The organism is Pseudofrankia coriaricola (genome assembly GCF_001854805.1).
In the GTDB taxonomy this organism is placed as follows: domain Bacteria; phylum Actinomycetota; class Actinomycetes; order Frankiales; family Frankiaceae; genus Pseudofrankia.
On record NZ_MBLO01000276.1, the window covers coordinates 60,416 to 76,489 of the forward strand.

The window sequence follows — 16,074 nt, forward strand, 5'->3', positions numbered from 1 at the left end:
GTCCGCGGCTCCACGGCCTCAGGAGACGGCCCGGCCGGCGGCGCCGGCGGCGCGGGAGAGGCAGCCGGAGACGGCGCCTCCTCCTCGGGCTCCGACGGCGGGCGACGGCGATGAGGGCCCGTCGAGGATCCGGGTATGGCGAGCGGTCCTGCCACCCGGTGCTACCTCCCAGACGTTCCCAAGTCCTCGCCCACTCCCCGTCCGGGCGACCAAGCGGGCGACCTCCGCGACCGCCTGGCTGCTCGTCGCGGGCGCTGGCGCGGCCATTGCCGCAGTTACGGCGGAAGGCCGGCTCGGGCCGCGTGATCCGCGCGCAATCGACCCGACACCCTGGTGGGGCATTCTCCCACCAGCTCCGCCCACCGGCACCACAAGGGGCGCCCTTGCCGGAATCGCCGCACTCGCGGTCATCACCTTGTGCGTGTGCTGGATCACCCTGGTCCGGCGGGCATTGTCTGGCCGAGCGGGCCCACGCGCCGCCCTGACGGCCGCCATCGCCTGGGGAATGCCGTTCGCCCTCGGGCCGCCGCTGTTCAGCCGGGACGCCTACGCCTACGCCGCGCAGGGCGAGCTCGCCCGGCGCGGCCTCGACCCGGCGACCCACGGAGTGGCGGCCTTGGCGGCAGGCGGGCCCACCTCCCTGGGCGCCGCGTTCAGCAACGCCGTCGACCCGCGCTGGCGGGATACGCACACCCCATACGGCGGCGGGGCGGTGGCCGTGGAGAAGCTCGCCGCGACGGTCGGCCACCTGCTCGGCGGCGGGCCGACGGTGGCGCTGGTGACGTTGCGGGTCGTCGCGGTTCTCGCGGTGGTGGCGATGGTCGCGTGCACCGTCCGCCTCGTCGACCGCCTGCCGCGCGCCGCCGACCCGGCCGGCGACGCCGGGCGGGCGGGCGCGAAGGAGGGCGCATCAGGCCGGGCCGTCGTGCTCGCGCTCGTCGCCGCGAACCCGGTGACGGTGATCCACCTCGTCGGCGGGATGCACCTGGACGCCCTGGCCGCCGGAGCGCTGGCGGGCGCGCTGCTGATCGACCGACGCCGGGTCACGCACCGGCCTGGACGACCGCCGTTCACGCGGTTCCCGGGGTTCCCGTGGGGTCGGCGGTCCAACAGGTCCGCCGGCGGGCCCGTTCACCGGGCCGTTTCCGGCGCGGCCATGGCGGCGACGGCGCTGGCCTGCTTCGCGGGCACGATCAAGGTGACGACGCTGCTCGGATTCGCCTGGCTGGTCGTGGCGCACGCCCGCGACGCCGCACGGCACGACCCGCTCGCCGACGGCTCCCGGCCCGCGGTCTCGGGACTAGCGGTCTCGGGACTACCGGCGGCCGAGCCGGGCGGCCGGCCCCTGGCGGCCGGCCGGTGGGGGCTGGCGGCGGTGGCCGTGGCGGCCGACCTGGCCGTGGCGGCGGCCGTGCTCGGGCTGAGCGTGCTGGCCAGCGGGTTCCCACCGACCTGGATCAAGGCACTGGCCACCTCGGGGGAGCTGACGACGGGGATCGCGCCCGCGTCACTCCTCGCCTCACTCGTCGCGGCGGTGGCCGGTCTCGCGGACCAGCAGGTCTCGGCTGGGCGCGATTCGGCGCTGCTCACCGACTGTCGCACCGTGACCCTCGCGGCCGCCGCGGCCGTCGTCGTCGTCCTGTTGTGGCGGGCCTGGCGCCGCCCGGTCACCGGGGCGGCCGACGGGCGGGACGGGCTCGCCGTGCTGGGCATCGGCGGGTTCGCGGTGGCGCTCGGAAGCCCGGTGCTCTACCCCTGGTATCTGGGCCCGGCGCTGCCGATGCTCGCCATCCTCATCGCGGACGCGCACGTCGCCCACCAGCGCGGCGATGGTCCCATGATCCGGGAGGGCCTTCGGGGCGACGAGGCCGAAGAGCCCACCGGGTCACGGGACGAGGCCGGGTTGGCGCGGAGGCGGTGCCGGGTCGGCGCGGGGATCGTGTGCGCGACCTCGGTGTGGCTGTGCGGGGCGACGCTGTCTCCGCTGGCGCAGACCTGGCGGCTGCTCGGCCCTCACGGGCCGGCCTTCCCCGCTCCGCTGGTGGGGACGCTGGCCGCGGTGGCCGCGCTGCTCGTCACGGCCGCCGGCGCCGTGACGGCGCGGCGGCCTGGCTGGTGGGCCACGCCAGGCTGACCCGGACGGCGTGCCAGGTGGCGACGAGCAGCAGCACGTTGCGCCCCACGAGAACCAGGCTCATGACGATCCGGCCCTGGATGACGTCGTTGTACCGCCAGGGGTAGACCAGTTGGCTGACCGCGACCGCCGCCAGCAGCACGATCAGCCCCACCCACCGTCGCTCGCGGGCGTCCCGGCGATCCTGCCGGCAGATCTCGGGCCTCGCCGAACCGGGAGGGACCCCGCCGGTCCCGCCCGCGAGCGCGACGCCGGTGACCGCGACCGCCAGCACCCACAGCAGGTACTGCGGGCTGAGCACCCGCGATGTCATGAGTACGACGAGCAGCAGCGCCAGCAGCCGGTCGCAGGCCACCACCGCCCAGCCGGCCGAGGTTCCGTCGGCGTCGCCGGAGGCGGGCGATCTGGCGGGCAGCAGCCACCAGCGGACCACGACGGCCGCGACCACCACCAGCTCGACCACGGTGCAGACGGTGGCGACCGTGCGCGCGGCCGAGTCGCCGAACTGCAGGGAGCCGTAGGAATACCGGGCCGTCTCCCCCGCCCCGGACATCCGGATGACGACGAAGACGGTCGCCGGCACGGCCTCCAGCTGCAGCCCTCGGGCCCGCTGGGCGCCGAGGAAGCCGAGCAGGTCACCGCCCGCGCCGGCCGCGACGAGCACCAGCCCCACGGCCACGGCGGCGCAGGCCGCCCCGATGGCCATCCGGGCCAGTACGCGGGCCGACGGCCGGCCCACGGCGCCCAGCAGGAAGGCCGGCCAGACCTTGACCAGCGTGCCGGCCATGACGGCGAAGCCCACCCGGCCGGGCCGCCCGGCGCGCAGAGCGAGCAGTGCCGCGACGACGCAGGCCGCGGGTACCAGGTCGAACCGGGCGAGCGTCACCGGCCCGAGCAGGAGGGTGCCCACCAGCCATACCCGCGCCCCCGGCCCAGGAGGTCCCCCCTGGCAGACCCGCAGGATCGCCGACCTTCCAGTAGTGCTTCTGGGGACGGCGGCCTCCGGAGATGCGAAGGAGGAGCATTTTCGCACCTCCTTTGGCCCTCTAGGAATCCCAGGTGAAACCGGCTCGGCAGAGCTTCCGGTAGCTCTGCCGGCGGTTCCCTGACCGTCGGCCCCCCGGCCGGCTCGGGCGAGGGCGGCGGTCACCGCGGCGTCGACGGCGACCATGAACAGCGGGAAGCCGACCCGATAGGACAGGCCCGCCACCGCGCGCGCGAGCGCCGGGACCGCGAAGACGAGGACCGCGCCCGGTGGGTATTGCCAGGTCTCGTCGCCCACCGGCAGCCCATGGCCGTGGACGAACGACTCCCCCCAGCCGGCGTAGAGCCGGATGTCGCCGAGGACGCCCTGCTGGGCGCCGAGCACCCGGCCGGCGAAGACCAACGTCAGGAGAACCGCCCGGCTCACCGCCCAGAACGTCCACAACCGCCGCCGTGACCAGGGCTCGCGCCAGCGGCCCACCATCTGAGCAAACCCGCCGCGTCTCGCGCCGGCGCCCGCCGCCCCGGCCGGCGGGACCAGCCCGGTCCCGCCGGCCGCCGGAGTGCCGTCTCCGGACGGCACCGCGCCGCGGCCGTGAACGGCGAGATCGGCGGCACGCTCGGGGTCGACACGCTCGAGGTCCTTCACCACGCCACCGGCCGTGTCCCGATGTCGGCCACGGCCGCCGCCCGAGGGGTCGTCTCCCCTGCCGTCCGGCGGCGAGCGGCCGCGTCGCGCTCCGTCGGCGTGTTGTCTCGCCGTGGCGAATCAGGCCGCATATCGCGGACCGTACCGGCCGACCACGCCGGGCCGCGTGGAGGGGACCGCTCAAGGCGGGTACCGTGCGTGACCTAGTGCATCAACGGCGATGCGCTCGCGGGGGCTCTCCCGCCACGGGGTTCACGGGGTCCCCGGGATCGGCAGAGCCGGTCAGGTAGGTCGCGGGCCAGCCCGGCGCCACTACCTGCCGGGTGGCTCTCGCGGCGGGTCTTCGTCCCCGCGGGCCACATAGGAGGGCCAGTGAGCCTCGGGGCATCACCCTGGGACACCGCCTGCGTCCAGCTTGCGGACGCCGCGCGGCACCTGGGTCTAGACGACGGAATGCACGACCTGCTGCGCATGCCGCGGCGGTCGGTCACGGTCAGCGTCCCGCTGCAGCGCGATGACGGGCAGCTGCTGGTGCTGACGGGATACCGGGTTCAGCACAACCTGGCGCGGGGGCCGGCCAAGGGTGGCATCCGCTTCCATCCGTCCACCGACCTCGACGAGGTCAAGGCGCTCGCCATGTGGATGACCTGGAAATGCGCCCTGATGGGAATCCCCTACGGCGGCGCCAAGGGCGGGATCGCGGTGGAGCCCGCCATGCTCTCCGACCGGGAGCGGGAACGGATGACCCGCCGCTACGCCGCCGAGCTGGTGCCGCTGATCGGCCCGGACAAGGACATCCCGGCCCCGGATGTCGGCACGGACGAGCAGACCATGGCCTGGATCATGGACACCTACTCGACGCACACCGGCCACACGTCGCACGGCGTCGTGACCGGCAAGCCGCTGGCGGTCGGCGGTTCCGCGGGCCGGGCCGGCGCCACCAGCCGCGGCGTCCAGCTGGCGATGTTCGCCGCGCTGCGCGAGCGCGGCATCGACCCGAAGAGCATCACCGTGGCCGTGCAGGGCTTCGGAAAGGTCGGCGCGCTCGCCTCGCAGTACCTGCACGACGCGGGCTGCCGAGTGGTCGCGGTGTCCGACGTGAAGGGCGGGGTCTACAACCCGCGCGGGCTCAACCCGACGGCACTCATCCGCCATCTCGCCCGCGGCGCGGACACGGTGGTCGGCTATCCCGGTACCGACACCCTGACCAACGGCGAGCTGCTCGAGCTCGACGTGGACGTGCTGGTGCCGGCGGCGCTCGAGGGTGTGGTGACGGCGGAGAACGCTCCACGGGTGCGCGCCAAGATGATCGTCGAGGGCGCGAACGGCCCGGTGACGGCGCAGGCCGACCCGATCCTCGCCGACAAGGGCGTCGTCGTGGTGCCGGACATCCTGGCCAACGGCGGCGGCGTCGCCGTCTCGTACTTCGAGTGGGTGCAGGACCTGCAGGCCTATTTCTGGTCCGAGGACCAGGTGAACGAACGGCTGGCCGAGCTGATGGAGCGCGCCTACGCCCAGGTGTCGCGGCTCGCCACCGAGCGCGGGCTGACGCTGCGCGAGGCGGCGCACGTCATCGGTGTCGGGCGGGTCGCGGAGGCACACCGCACTCGCGGCCTCTACCCGTGAGGCGGCGGGCGCTGGACGTGCGGCGTGCGGCGCTGGACGCGCGCCCTGCCTGTCGGACGCTGAGCGTCCTCTCTGCGTGGTGCCGGGCATAGGCGTATGGCCGTGGTTCAGGTGGTGCCGGGCTGAGGACGTGGCTGGGTTGGCGCAGCGCTAATGGCGCCGTCACGAGCTGTGGCTGGGTGTCGCTTGCCGCTTGCTGGGGCGGTTCCGGGTTGGGGGGCCGCTTGCTGGGGCGGTGCCGGGCTGGGGGTGCCGCTTGCCGCTTGCTGGGGCAGTCCGGATGCTGGGGCGGTTCCGGGCTGAGGGGGCCGAGCGGGGTTCCGGGCTGAGGGGGGTGCTGGGCTGGGCGCGTCCGTACGATGAGCGGCTATCGCCGTCGGCGCCGTTCTCTGGCGCCGGCGGCGGCACTCGGCGCGGTGCTGTCGATGCCGCCGGCGATGGCGGCGCTCGCCGCCTCGGCCGCCAGGCTCAGCAGGGCGGGCTGGTCGTCCGCCGGCGAGGTCCGGTTGCGCCGACGGTGGCCGCAGCGCTCGCAGACGTGGGTGAGCACCGTGTCATGGGCACGGGACTCGACCGCGACCGGGCGCATCAGGCCGCCGCAGCCGGCCTCCCGGTCACCCGGCTGGACGTCGACGTGCCGGGACCACAGGCAGTGTGGGCAGTGGTTCGTGTACCCATCGCCTCGCACCGAGGCGCCGCACACCAGGCAGTCGAAGTCCTCGGTGGTGCGGGTGAACCGGCGTGCCACGGGTCCACGGTAGCCCGCGCGACGCGGCCCACGGCGGCTGGAACGGGCGATTCGCGCACTTCGGCGGACGAGGCAGCCACCGGCAGGCACGGTGCCACGACCGCCGCGGGCGGCGGGCGAGCCCCATCAGCACTCGGTAAGCGCCGGTTAACTGTCTAATTCTTCATCCAACATCAACAGAAGGTCTCTAGCACTCGGCAAACACGGGGTCACCTCGCGTCGCGACCAAACGCCGGACTATCGTCTGCCGGAATCGGCCAGGAGGTCAGAAGTGTCCCGTATGCGCCGCTCGCGCCCCCGACCCCGCACCGTCCGGCCGAAACGCCCGGGCCGGTTACGAATAACCGCGCTGCTCGCCACGGTCGCCACCACCGCCGCCCTCGCCGCCGGTTGTGGGACGTCTGGTAACGCAGCCTCCGGACCGGTGCCCTGCACCACCCCCGGCTTCAGCGCGGACGCAATCAAAATCGGCTGGGTCTACCCGGACACTGGGCCACTGGCCCAGGCTCTGGGAGCGGCCCGTTCGGGCTTCATCGCCCGGGTCGAGCAACAGAACGCCGCGGGCGGAATCCACGGCCGAAAACTCACGTTCGTGTGGCGCGACGACGCGGGCAGCGCGCCCCAGAACCTCGAGGCGATGCACGACCTCGTCGAGAACGAGCAGGTCTTCGGGGTCGTGGAGTCGACGACGGCCGCCTCGGGCAGCGCCGACTACCTGCACGCGAAGGGTGTGCCGGTGGCGGGCCTGCCGGCGGAGGCCCTCTGGGCCGACCACCGCTACGACAACATGTTCGCCCACGGCTATGTGATCACCGATGGCCCGTCGGTCGACACCTTCGGCACCTTCGTCAAGGCCCGGGGCGGCACGAAGGCCGCCATCGTGCTCAGCGACGCCGACCAGGTCTCCAACCAGATCAGCCAGAAGGTCGCCGACAGCCTGCGGGCGGCGGGCGTCGAGGTGTCCCCGGAGAAGTTCATCTACAACCCGACCCACACCGACCCGGTCCAGCTGGGCCAGCAGCTGAAGGAGGCCGGCGTGGACACGGTCGTCGGCGCCCTGTCCGCCGTGGACACCAGCGAGGTCATGGAGGGCGCGCGCGCCGCGGGTGCCACGGTGAAGGTTTTCCTGTCCGCCGCCGGCTATGACCGCGGTGTGCTCCAGGAGAAGGGCCCGGCGATGGCCGGGCTGTACACCTACATGAACTACGTGCCGTTCCTGAACCGAACCCCCGCTCACGACCTCTATATGGACGCGATGCGCGCGTATGCGCCGGAGCTGCAGCCGCCGGACCAGGAACTCGCCCTTGTCGCCTACCTCAGCACCGACATCTTCCTGACCGGCCTGCTCCGGGGCCCCGCCTGCCCGACCCGCGCCAGCTATATCGAGACCCTGCGGGGCGTCACCGACTACAACGCCGGCGGCCTGCTTCCCGGCCCGGTCGACTTCAAGAACTGGGGACAGCTGAACCTCTGCTACACCTTCGTGCGGGTCAACAACCAGGGCACCGACTACGAGCTGGTCAAGGACCCCGACGGCGCCGACCGTTGGTGCGGCAACCGCCTCCGGAGCAAGTAACCCACGCACTCGCCCGCCCCCCGGCGATCGCGCGCCGCGTCCCTGACCGTTCCCCGGCCGCGCCGCGCTCCCCCTCCTCCCAGCCCCGGCGGCGGCCGTGTGTGCCAGTGACGGGCACCGGCCTGCTTCCTGGGCTCCTGGCACCGGCGTGCGGGTGGGGCTCCTCGGTTTGTCGTGCCCGCGGGGTGAAATAGTGACGTCCAGCCCGATAGCCGCGTTCGCGGGAATCGGGCGGCGGGGCGGGAGCCAGTCCAGCCCACGCGGGTTCCGAGTCGCTTGAGAGGCCGAAGGGGGGTCGCGCCGTGGATGATGGCGAGCCGACGGCGGTCACCGGAATGTCCGGACCGGCCGTGCCGGGGCTGTCCGAGCGTGACAGCCGGGTGCTGCGGTTCGAGCAGCGCACCTGGCGGTACCCGGCGGCCAAGGATGAGGCCATCCGTGCCGAGTTCGGCCTGTCCCCCGCGCGCTACTACCAGCTCCTCAACGCGCTGATCGAGTCCCCCGCGGCTCTGGCCGCCGAGCCCATGCTGGTCGGCCGCCTGTCCCGCCTGCGCGCCGCCCGCCGCCAGGGCTGGTCCCCGGCCACATCCGCGCCGGTCACAGCTACCAACGGCTCCCAGGCGGACGACCGAGCATGAGCGAAGGCGACCCAACACCCGGCCCGCACGCCGGCGCCGCCCGCGCTGGCACCGGCACGGCCGGCGCCGCCCCCGGCCGCGACGGCTCCGCTGGCGCCGCGAGTGGTGGCGGCGGCCGCCCACCGCCCAGCCGTCCCGGGCTGCGCAGGCTCTGGGGCGGCCTGATCGCCATCATCGCCGTCGCCGCCGGCATCCTGCTGGTCAACCTGCTTCACAATCCGGACGACGGCGCCGATCAGGCGGCCGCCCGCCCGTCGGCGTCGGCCACCGCGGCGACCACCACCCCGGCCGGCACGGCCACCACCGCCGCGCCGGGAACGAGCCCGGCAGGCACCCCGTCGGCCGGCCCGGCCACCACCTCGGCGCCGACCACCCGCCCGCCCGCCCCAGCCGGGGGTGATCACGCCCTCGCCCCGGTTGTGATCCTCAACGACTCCAAGATCGAGGGACTCGCCGAAGCGGCCCGCAAGCCGGTAGAAGACGCGGGCTTCACCGTCGACCGCGTCGGAGGTTACGTCAGCACCTATGACGTGCCGGTCACCACGGTCTTCTACGAGGAGGGCCTCAAACCAGCGGCGGAGGCGCTCCAGCGGCTGGTCCCGGGGGTCACGAAGACCCAGCAGATCACCGCGAACTTCAAGCTGGTCGAACCCGGCAAGCTGATCCTCGTGGTCACCAGGGACTTCCCCACCCCCGCACCGTAAACGAGCACCCGACCGATGATCTCCCGTCTCGGGAGCATCGGCGACGCGGCCGGCCGGCCGGCCTTTCGACCAGGCGGGGTGGGGCGGGGCGGTTCGCCTGCACCCAGACCCTCCGAAGACCGCCGGCTGGGCATGCGGATCGGGCTTCCGACCGGCCGGTGACGCGTCCGGGACACGCTTGGCGGGGGCCGGGAGGGGCGACACGTGTGGCAACTCTGAGGTCTAGCGGGATGGTCGGTGCGTGGCCGGCCTGACGCCACCGGCACACTTGTTGCCATGGTCGCCCAGGTACGCCCAACTGAGGCAGCGTCATGACAACTCTTCCCGCCCCTGCCCCACGCACGCCCGCCGGTGGCGCCGGGCTCGCGGCATTGATCACGGCGCCGAAGACCGCGCTGGTCGCGCTGGACTATGACGGCACGCTCTCGCCGATCGTGCTCCGGCCGTCGGACGCGGTGCCCGTCCCCGGCGCCCTGGACGCTCTGCGAGTGCTCGCGGGTCGGGTGGGCACCTGCGCGATCATCACCGGTCGCCCGGTGGACGTGGTCCTCGAGCTCACCGGCCTCGTGTCCGGCGGTGCCCGCGCCCAGGGCGGTGGTTCCGGGAAGAACGCCGCCGCCGGCAACGGCGCCGCGCCGGAGGCGCTGACGAACCTGACGGTCCTCGGCCAGTACGGGCTGCAGCGCTGGGATGGCACGACCGGGGTCACGACCAGCCCCGAGCCGCTGCCGGGGGTCGCCCGCGTGCGCGCGCTGCTGCCCGAGGTGCTGCGCGACGCCCCGCCGGGCGTGACCGTCGAGGACAAGGTCCAGGCCCTGGTCGTGCACGTCCGGCGCGCGGCCGACCCGGACGCGGCGCTCGGCGCGCTGGCGCCGGCCCTGCGCCGCCTCGCCGAGGACCACGGGCTGGAGGCCGCGCCGGGCAAGAAGGTGCTGGAGCTGCGCCCCCCTCACCACGACAAGGGCAGGGCGCTGCGCGAGCTGGTCGCGGAGCGGGCCGCCCGCTCGGTGCTGGTCGCGGGCGACGATCTCGGTGACCTGCCGGCGTTCGACGCGGTCGACAGGCTGCGCTCCGCCGGCATCGCCGGTCTCACCGTCTGCAGCGACGGTCCGGAGGTCCCCGCCGTCCTGCGCGACCGCGCCGACCTGGTTGTGGACGGGCCCGCCGGTGTCGTCGCGCTTCTGCGCGTCCTCACCAACCGCCTTCGCTGACCCGGATCGGCCTCCGCTCGCCGCTGGCCCACGGACCCGTCACAACGGTCGGTCCACCAAGTTAACTTTTGGCACCGTCGTGTAGCGCTACTTGGTCAACGACGGGGTCTCACTCGTCTAGGGTGCCTATGTGCCATACCTGACCCGGGCCGCGGTGGCGGGGCCCGACCCGGAGACCGCCGGCACCGCGCGGGTGCTCGTCGCCTCCAACCGAGGTCCAGTCGCTTTCTCCTTCTCGGAAACCGGCGCGTTGGTGGCTCGGCGCGGCAGCGGCGGGCTCGTCAGCGGCATGCAGGAAGTGATCCGCGACGCCGCCGCGACCGCGGCGGGCGCCGTGGGCACAGCCGGGGCCGTGGGCACGGTCGCCGGGCTGGGCGACGCGGTCGAGGGCGACTGTGGTGATCACCCCTCCGGCATCGTGTGGGTCTGTGCGGCGCTCAGCGACGCCGACCGCAAGGCGGCGCGCGAGTCACCGGACGGGCGGCTGGACCGGGCGAGGTTCGACACCGGCGGCGCGGCGGTGCGGATGCTCGACGTCGACCGTGTCGTGTTCGACCGGGCCTACAACGGGGTCGCCAACCGCACGCTGTGGTTCGTCCTGCACCTGCTGTTCGCCCCGGCGGCCGAGCCGAGCTTCGGCGCGGTGTTCTGGCGGGACTGGGAGGCCTACGAGGCCTACAACGCGATGTTCGCCGACGCACTGGCCGCGGAGGCCGCGCCCGGCGCCGCGGTGCTGATCCAGGACTACCACCTGACGCTGGCCCCCGGCTTGCTGCGCAAGCTGCGTCCGGACCTGCGGATCTCGCACTTCACCCACACTCCATGGGCACCTCCGGACTACTTCCGCATCCTGCCGGATCGGGTGTCGCGCGCGGTGATCGGTGGCATGCTCGGCGCCGACCGACTCGGCTTCCTGACCGCCCGCTGGGCGACGGCGTTCCGCGACTGCGTCCGCGCGCTGTTCGGTGACGACATCGAGATCGAGATCGACGATCGGCTTCAGATCGACGGCGAAAGCCCGACCGTCGTCGCTGCGGTGGGGATCTCGGAGGCGGTCGCCGTCCATGAGCAGCTGGCGGTGAACGGCGAGCGGGCGCTCGTCATCGACCGCGGCGTGACCGAGAGCGTCCCCATCGTCGAGCAGCGGACCGCCCCCGATGAGGAGGACGGACACCGCGGTGGCCCGGACGGCCCGGACGGCCCACCGCGGCCGGCGGCGAACGGATGGGCCGCCGCGAACGGGCGCCCGCGGGCCGCGGACGGTCTCGGTCTCCCGGTCGAGACCGCCGGCCAGGCCAAGATCGCCCGGCCGGGCGCCGGGGGCGGGCACGGGGACCGCCGGGTCAGGATCGGAATCCACCCGCTAGGAGTCGACGCGGTCGCGCTTCGCGCGCGGGCCGCGGCGAAGGACGTGATCACCCGTGCGGCCGAGCTGCGCGAACTGGTCGGCGACCGACGGCTGATCGTGCGGGTCGACCGCACCGAGCTGTCGAAGAACATCGTCCGTGGCCTGGACGCCTATCGGGAGCTGTTGCGCAACCACCCGGTCTGGCGAGGCCGCGTGACCCACCTGGTCTGTGCGTACCCCTCCCGGCACGACCTGCCCGAGTACCGCGAGTACACGGCGGCGGTGCAGCGGATCGCGACCGAGATCGAGGACGAGTTCGCCACCGACGGCTGGCTGCCACTGCGCCTCGAGGTGACCGACGACTACCCGCGCTCACTGGCGGCGCTGACGCTGGCCGACGTCCTGGTCGTGAACCCCATTCGCGACGGCATGAACCTCATCGCCAAGGAGGGCCCCGCGGTCTCCGGCCGCGACGTCGCGCTGGTCCTGTCCCGGGAGGCCGGTGCCTACGCGGAACTCGCCGCGGACGCGCTGGTGGTCAACCCGTTCGACGTGGCCGAGACCGCCGAGGCGATGGACGCGGCCCTGCGCATGTCACCCGCCGAACGCCGCCGACGCGCGCTCCGCCTGGCCGCGCTCGCCGCCAGGCTCCCTCCCGGCGACTGGTTCCGCCAGCAGCTGGCCGCCCTCCCCGCCCCTCCCGACCTCCCCCAACCCCTGGCAACGAACTAGCGCTGTTCCCGCACCGTTTGCCCGGCCCTCGTCACGGAGGATCGCCGGGGCTGTACCCGGACCCGAGCTATTGGCCCCGCGGGGTCTTTCCGCGCCAGCCACTCCGCGGGGTCCCCGCCGATTGGCTGGCAGTTGGGGCGGGCGGCATCGAACTGATCAGGACCGAGCCAGCCCCTAGCCAATCGGTGGGGTAGGCCGGGTCGCGACCGCGGCGCGGACGGCGCTCGCCCAGCCGAGGGTGACCGGCTCCTTCTCCACGACGACGTTGTCGTAGGCGGAGAGCAGCGCCGCAATGTCCGGGTGGCGCAGGGCATTGGCAACCAGGTGCATCTGGCCCACGTGGCGCGCCATGGTCAGGTCGCTGGCGGAGTCTCCGATCGCGATGGCCTCCGACGGGTCGATGCCGCGCCGCTTGAGATCCCAGCCGACCGCCTCACCCTTGCCGACGCCGTCGGGCACGAGGTGGTAGACGTGCGGGTTGACGCCGAGGTCCGGCATGTGGGCCGGCGAGATCAGCCCGTTGTCGCGCAGCGAGAGCCAACCGTAACCGGCGGCGCGCAGCCAGGCGTCGGCGGCGACGATATCGATCTTGCCGCGGAACATCACGTCCAGCTCACGCCCGGTGTGCCATGGGGTGTGTAGTTCCAGACGGCCGGGATGGGCGGCGATCAGCTCGTGCAGTAGGTCCTCGGGTACCTGGGCGAAGCGCTCGGGCATCGCGCCGCGCAGGATCTCGCTCTGGCGGCCCTGGTCCCAGCCGACGATGGCGCCGAGCTCGCCGATGAATCCGTCGGCACCGAAGATCGCCGCGGCCTCGACCAGCTGCGGCCGGGTCCGCCCGCTGACCAGTACCAGCGTGATGCCGGCGGTGTGCAGGTCGACGAGCGCCCGCGCGGCCGCGAGCGTCAGCGTCCCCGGGGAGCCGCGACGTGCGTCGTCGGGGGTCGCTTCGGCCAGGAAGAACGAGCCCTTCGGGCCGACCATGGTCCCGTCGAGGTCGGTGTAGACGACACGGACGCTCACGCGCGCTGCTCCTCCCGAGGGCCCGCCTGCCGCGCGTCCGATCGTCGGACGCAGCGGCCCACAGGCCCGGATCTGCAATGTCCCAGCAACTCTGGTGGGCTTCCGGTGGGCTCGCGCTCGGCCCGGCAGTCCCATCCGACAGCATCCGCCAAGAGAGCCCGCCGATGCCCGGACGAGTGGACCGACGCAAGCCGCATCACAGTGCATACGACAAGAAGTGCGGTGCGCGCGATGGTGGGGCGGTCTAGAGTACGGAGACACAACTGAAGATGGCTCATCCAGAGGGGCAGAGGGAACGGCCCAGTGAAGCCCCGGCAACCGAGCGGATGAGTGTGCTCGCCGCCCTTCGGGCGGTTCGTCCTGGCCGCGATCTCCCCCCTGGGAGGCGGCCCCTGGACCCCGGTGTCGCGCTCCGCGCGATGGGGACAGGCAGGGCGACCGGACGAGGCGGGTACACCTCCGCGGCAGGTGCCAATTCCGACCCGTGGTGCCATGGCGGCCCCGGGAAAGATGAGGAGTTCCAATGACTCTTGCGCCGGAGCGCTCTGCCCAGTCGGGCTTCACCTCAGATGACACCGCGAACCCAGCCGTAGCCCTGTCCTGTCGCAACTGTGGCGCTATCTACCCGCTGGCACCATCGCACGTCTGCATCGAGTGCTTCGCTCCGCTGGAGATCTCCTACGACGAGGACCGGCTGCGCCGGGTGACCCGGGCGTCCATCGAGGCCGGCCCGCGCAACCTGTGGCGCTACGTCGGTCTGCTGCCCGCCGGGCACGACCCGGCCCGCCGCGTCTCGCTCGGCGCCGGCTTCACCCCGCTGCGCCCGGCACCACGGCTGGCCGCCGAGCTCGGCATGAAGACCCTCTGGGTCAAGGACGACAGCGCCAACCCGACGCACTCCTTCAAGGACCGGGTCGTCTCCGTCGCGCTGTCGGCCGCCCGCGATCTCGGCTTCACCACCGTCGCCTGCGCCTCCACCGGCAACCTGGCCCACTCCGTCGCCGCCCACGCCGCCCACGCCGGCCTGCGCTCGATCGTGCTGGTCCCGCACGACCTGGAGGACGGCAAGACCGTCTCGACCGCCGTCTACGGCGGCACCCTGGTCGCGGTCAAGGGCAACTACGACGACGTCAACAAGCTGTGCAGCCAGCTCGCCGACGAGTACGAGTGGGCGTTCGTCAACGTCAACGTCCGCCCGTTCTACGCCGAGGGCTCGAAGACGCTCGGTTACGAGGTCGCCGAACAGCTGGGCTGGCGCCTGCCCGAACAGGTCGTCGTGCCGATCGCGTCCGGCTCGCTGCTGACCAAGATCGACAAGGCGTTCCGTGAGCTGATCAAGCTGGGCCTGGTCGAGGAGACGCCGTACAAGGTGTTCGGCGCGCAGGCCGCCGGCTGCAACCCGGTCGCGTCGGCGTTCGCCCGCGGCACCGACACCGTCGCGCCGGTCCGCCCGTCGACGATCGCCAAGTCCCTCTCGATCGGCAACCCCGCCGACGGCCCGTACGCCCTCGACGTGGCCCGGCGCACCGGCGGCGCGATCACCGACGTCACCGACGACGAGATCGTCGAGTGCATGCGGCTGCTCGCCCGCACCGAGGGCATCTTCGGCGAGACCGCCGGCGGCGTCACCGTCGCCAACCTGCGCCGCCAGCTGCGCGAGGGCCAGCTCGACCCCGAGGCGGAGACCGTCATCTACAACACCGGCGACGGCCTGAAGACCCTCGACCCCCTCGTCGGCAACGCCCTCCCCACCGCCACCATCCCCCCGAGCCTGTCCGCATTCGAGGCGGCCGGGCTCGGCGACGACTGATACCGGGCACAAGCCCACACGCTGGCTGCGTCGAGTCGGCGCCCAACGTCCGGCCGGCCTGTCAGATCGGCTTCACCGATCTGACAGGCCGGCGACGCCAATCTGCCTTAACTTCGCGCCACTTTCGGCTAGCATGGACAGCGTGACCGTGCTGCCATTCACCGAGGCGCGCAACCGCCTGTCGGATCTCATCGATGAGGTGGAGCGGACGCACGACCGGGTCGAGATCACGCGACACGGCCGTGCCGTCGCCGTCCTCATCTCCCCCGACGACCTGGCGGCGATCGAGGAGACACTGGAGGTGCTCGCCAGTCGCGAGACGATGCGTCAGCTGGCGGAGTCCCGCGCGGCGGTCGAGGCCGGTGACGTTCTGGACGCCGAGGAGCTCGCCGCGCTCATGGCCAAGCGCGCCCGCGGCGCCGGCCGGCCGGAGGTGTGAACCACGGCGGCGAGCCCTACGAGCTACGGATCGCGGGCCCGGCGGCTCGCGCACTCGCCAGCCGGCTCCCGGAAAAGATCGCCGCCGCCGTTCACGAGTTCATCACGACGACTCTCCTGGAAAACCCGCATCGCCTGGGCAAGCCGTTACTCCTGCCGCCCTACCAGGGGACCTGGTCGGCACGCCGCGGCACCTACCGAGTTCTGTATGAGATCGACGACGAGAGTCGAACAGTACTAATCACCGCGGTCGAACACCGATCCGACGCATATCGATCACGCCGACGCACGACGACCAGCGACGACAGCCTGCGGACCCTCGACGGCGGAGTGCCGCGGCCAGGGCCGTGACGCGGGGGTCACCGAACCAGAGCGCTGGGACGCGAATCCGGTGGCATTGAGGGCGGGGCGCGACCAAGGCCCCGAAGAGATCCGGTTCAACGCGACAGCGCC

The 16,074-nt window shown here is 73.1% G+C and carries 13 protein-coding genes and 1 riboswitch; of the genes, 10 read left to right on the top strand and 3 right to left on the bottom strand.

The features are described 5' to 3' along the window. Positions 1-421: 421 nt before the first annotated feature. Entirely contained in the window at positions 422-2,134 is a 1,713-nt protein-coding gene (gene mptB, locus BCD48_RS43860) for a polyprenol phosphomannose-dependent alpha 1,6 mannosyltransferase MptB (protein WP_241842458.1), read from the top strand. Here mptB and BCD48_RS50385 read toward each other — a convergent pair. Beyond that, a complete protein-coding gene (locus BCD48_RS50385; protein ID WP_116271863.1) occupies positions 2,076-3,767 on the bottom strand; it encodes a DUF2029 domain-containing protein in 1,692 nt (563 codons plus the stop codon). The genes mptB and BCD48_RS50385 overlap by 59 nt on opposite strands. A 372-nt stretch (positions 3,768-4,139) precedes the next feature. On the opposite strand from BCD48_RS50385, the gene BCD48_RS43870 reads away from it, so the two are divergent. After that, complete coding sequence (locus BCD48_RS43870; RefSeq protein ID WP_071054621.1) at positions 4,140-5,393, top strand: Glu/Leu/Phe/Val family dehydrogenase; 1,254 nt, start codon at positions 4,140-4,142, stop codon at positions 5,391-5,393. Positions 5,394-5,760: 367 nt separating this feature from the next. Here BCD48_RS43870 and BCD48_RS43875 read toward each other — a convergent pair whose 3' ends face one another. Further along, positions 5,761-6,141 (bottom strand): RNHCP domain-containing protein, encoded by a 381-nt coding sequence (locus tag BCD48_RS43875; protein WP_071054622.1) that lies wholly within the window; start codon positions 6,139-6,141, stop codon positions 5,761-5,763. Positions 6,142-6,421: 280 nt separating this feature from the next. On the opposite strand from BCD48_RS43875, the gene BCD48_RS43880 reads away from it, so the two are divergent. The 5 genes from BCD48_RS43880 (at position 6,422) to BCD48_RS54665 (ending at position 12,350) form a co-directional block, all read left to right on the top strand. Then, positions 6,422-7,717 carry an ABC transporter substrate-binding protein gene (locus BCD48_RS43880; protein WP_083420131.1) on the top strand — a complete coding sequence of 432 codons (1,296 nt, stop codon included), beginning with the start codon at positions 6,422-6,424 and terminating at the stop codon, positions 7,715-7,717. A gap of 335 nt (positions 7,718-8,052) precedes the next feature. Beyond that, complete coding sequence (locus BCD48_RS43885) at positions 8,053-8,355, top strand: DUF3263 domain-containing protein (protein ID WP_071054673.1); 303 nt, start codon at positions 8,053-8,055, stop codon at positions 8,353-8,355. Next, entirely contained in the window at positions 8,352-9,059 is a 708-nt protein-coding gene (locus tag BCD48_RS43890; protein ID WP_083420132.1) for a LytR C-terminal domain-containing protein, read from the top strand. The genes BCD48_RS43885 and BCD48_RS43890 overlap by 4 nt, the downstream gene beginning before the upstream one ends. Positions 9,060-9,370: 311 nt before the next feature. After that, a complete protein-coding gene (gene otsB / locus BCD48_RS43895; protein WP_071054624.1) occupies positions 9,371-10,270 on the top strand; it encodes a trehalose-phosphatase in 900 nt (299 codons plus the stop codon). Between the two features lie 289 nt (positions 10,271-10,559). After that, positions 10,560-12,350, top strand: a complete 1,791-nt coding sequence (locus BCD48_RS54665) for an alpha,alpha-trehalose-phosphate synthase (UDP-forming) (RefSeq protein ID WP_241842459.1) — start codon at positions 10,560-10,562, stop codon at positions 12,348-12,350. A gap of 174 nt (positions 12,351-12,524) precedes the next feature. Here BCD48_RS54665 and BCD48_RS43910 read toward each other — a convergent pair whose 3' ends face one another. Continuing rightward, positions 12,525-13,373 carry an HAD family hydrolase gene (locus BCD48_RS43910; RefSeq protein ID WP_071054626.1) on the bottom strand — a complete coding sequence of 283 codons (849 nt, stop codon included), beginning with the start codon at positions 13,371-13,373 and terminating at the stop codon, positions 12,525-12,527. Between the two features lie 271 nt (positions 13,374-13,644). After that, positions 13,645-13,706, top strand: a riboswitch (SAM riboswitch). A 190-nt stretch (positions 13,707-13,896) separates the two neighbouring features. Here BCD48_RS43910 and thrC point away from each other — a divergent pair. From thrC to BCD48_RS43925, 3 genes are all read left to right on the top strand, one after another. Further along, positions 13,897-15,183, top strand: coding sequence for a threonine synthase (gene thrC, locus BCD48_RS43915; protein WP_071054628.1), 1,287 nt, complete (start codon positions 13,897-13,899; stop codon positions 15,181-15,183). Positions 15,184-15,325: 142 nt separating this feature from the next. After that, complete coding sequence (locus BCD48_RS43920) at positions 15,326-15,622, top strand: type II toxin-antitoxin system Phd/YefM family antitoxin (protein ID WP_071054677.1); 297 nt, start codon at positions 15,326-15,328, stop codon at positions 15,620-15,622. Next, positions 15,619-15,972: a type II toxin-antitoxin system RelE family toxin gene (locus BCD48_RS43925; RefSeq protein ID WP_083420133.1), complete on the top strand. Its 354-nt coding sequence runs from the start codon at positions 15,619-15,621 to the stop codon at positions 15,970-15,972. Before BCD48_RS43920 ends, BCD48_RS43925 begins: the two co-directional genes overlap by 4 nt. The last annotated feature ends 102 nt before the right edge of the window (positions 15,973-16,074 follow it).